General features: G+C 58.7%; 1 protein-coding gene. It reads left to right on the forward strand.

Features of this window, described 5'->3' with window-relative positions:
* On the forward strand, positions 1-2,104 hold a 2,104-nt coding region (locus P4L78_RS01110; protein WP_309326385.1), incomplete at both ends, for a hypothetical protein.

Below are 2,104 nucleotides of genomic sequence, written 5' to 3' on the forward strand. Positions count from 1 at the left end.
GCGGTGAGCAACTTCACGTTCACGGCCACCGTTTCCAACACGGCGCTGGCCACGGTCTCGGTCACGGCCACCAACAACGGCAGCCTCAGCAACGCGGTCTATACGCTGAGCATTACGCCTGGCACCAACCAGAATGGCACCACCCCCATCCAGTTGATTGCCAGCGAGGCAGGTTTGTTCACGACCAACACGCTGTTGTTGACGATTCAGCCGGTCAATCAGGCGCCGACGTTCACGCTGGCGACGAACTTCCTGGTAGCAGCCGAGGAATCGGGTTTGGTGACCAACGCGGGTTTTGCCCTGAACATGTATGCGGGCGCCACGAATCAAGCGAGCCAGACCTGGACGTTTACCGCCCTGACGGTCACTGGCAACGCCACGAACGCGGCCTTTACCAATCTGCCGGCCATCGGCACCAACGGCACGCTGTCGTTCAAGCCCGTGGCGCACTCCTACGGGACGAACTTGGTTACGGTCATCATGAAGACGACCGGTGCGACCAACAACGGCGGCATCAATACGGCCACCAATACCTTTACGCTGGCGGTTCTGCCGGTCTCGCACGCGCCAGTCATCAACCTGTTCACGAATGTGGTGGTGCTAGAAAACGCGGCGGCGACCAACACCACGGTCAACGTGTGGGATTACGACCTGGCGGTGAGCAATTTCACCTTCACGGCCACCGTTTCCAACACCACGCTGGCCACGGTCTCGGTCACGGCCACCAACAACGGCAGCCTCAGCAACGCGGTCTATACGCTGACCATCACGCCGGGGACCAACCAGAACGGCACCACGCCGATCCAGTTGATCTCCAGTGAAGCCGGACTCTTCACCACCAACAGTCTGACCTTGACCGTCAAGCCGGTCAACCAGACGCCGAGTTTCACCTTCAGCACCAACCGGCTGGTGGTGGCTGAAAATGCCGGCGTTGTGACCAATGGATTCTTTGTGACCAACATCTATGTCGGCGCCACCAATCAATCCGGCCAGACCTGGTTGTTTGCGGTGAGCTGCCCGACCAATAACGCGACCAATGTGACGTTTGCGCAATTCCCGGCGATCAGCACCAACGGCACGCTGGTCTTCAAGACCGCGAATTACGCCTTCGGCACGAATCAAGTCACGGTGTCCATGACCACCTCCGGTTCGATCACCAACGGCGGCGTCAACAGTTGCACCAACACCTTCGATCTGGCGGTGGTGCAGGGGCAATATCCGCCGGCGATCACCGGGCTTACCAACAAGAATATGCTGGAGAATGCCATCACCAATTTGACGATGCCATTTACCGTGTTTGATCCGCTGACCACCAACTTCAACATCACCTGCACGTCGGCGAACACGAATTTGCTGACGGTGTCGGTCACCGGCCTGGGCACGAATCATACGCTGGTGTTTGCGCCAGTTACCAACGCCTTTGGCACCAACACCGTAACGGTCACGGTGGATGACGGCACGCTCACCAACAGCGCCACCCTCACAGCGGGCATCGCATGGGTCAACCAGGCGCCATCGTTCAATCTGGCCATCCAATCCTATATCGTGGATAAATACGATGTGGCGGTGAGCCTCGCGAATGCGGTCACCAACATCCAGGCGGGGCCGACGAACGAAAGCGGGCAGACCGTGACCTTTGTGGTGACGAACAGCAATTCCAGCCTGTTCCTCAACCAGCCCACGGTGAGTTCCCTTGGCACCCTGATCTTTACCCCGGGCAAGGTGGCCGGCATTGTGACGGTTGGCATCCGCGCGGTTGACAACGGCGGGGCGCTGAACGGCGGCGTCAGCAACTCGGCCAGCCAGACGCTGACCATCACCATCCCGCCGAACCCCTTCAATTACCTGGCCGGCAAGTTTACCGGACTGTTCTATGACACCAACGACATTTCGATCAACAGCGCCGGGTATTTTGACTTGCTGATGGCCAACGACGGCACGTTCACGGGCTTCATCAATAACCTGGGCAGCAGCAATGGATTCAGCGGCCAGTTCAGCATCTCCAACGCCACGATGAGCGTGACCTCGGGAAACTATGTGCTGAATTTCACCGCGAACACCAGTGCCAACTGGACTGAAACCGTCAACGGCACGGTGAGCAACA

The sequence above is a fragment of the Silvimonas sp. genome, assembly GCF_031291215.1.
GTDB lineage: Bacteria > Pseudomonadota > Gammaproteobacteria > Burkholderiales > Chitinibacteraceae > Silvimonas > Silvimonas soli.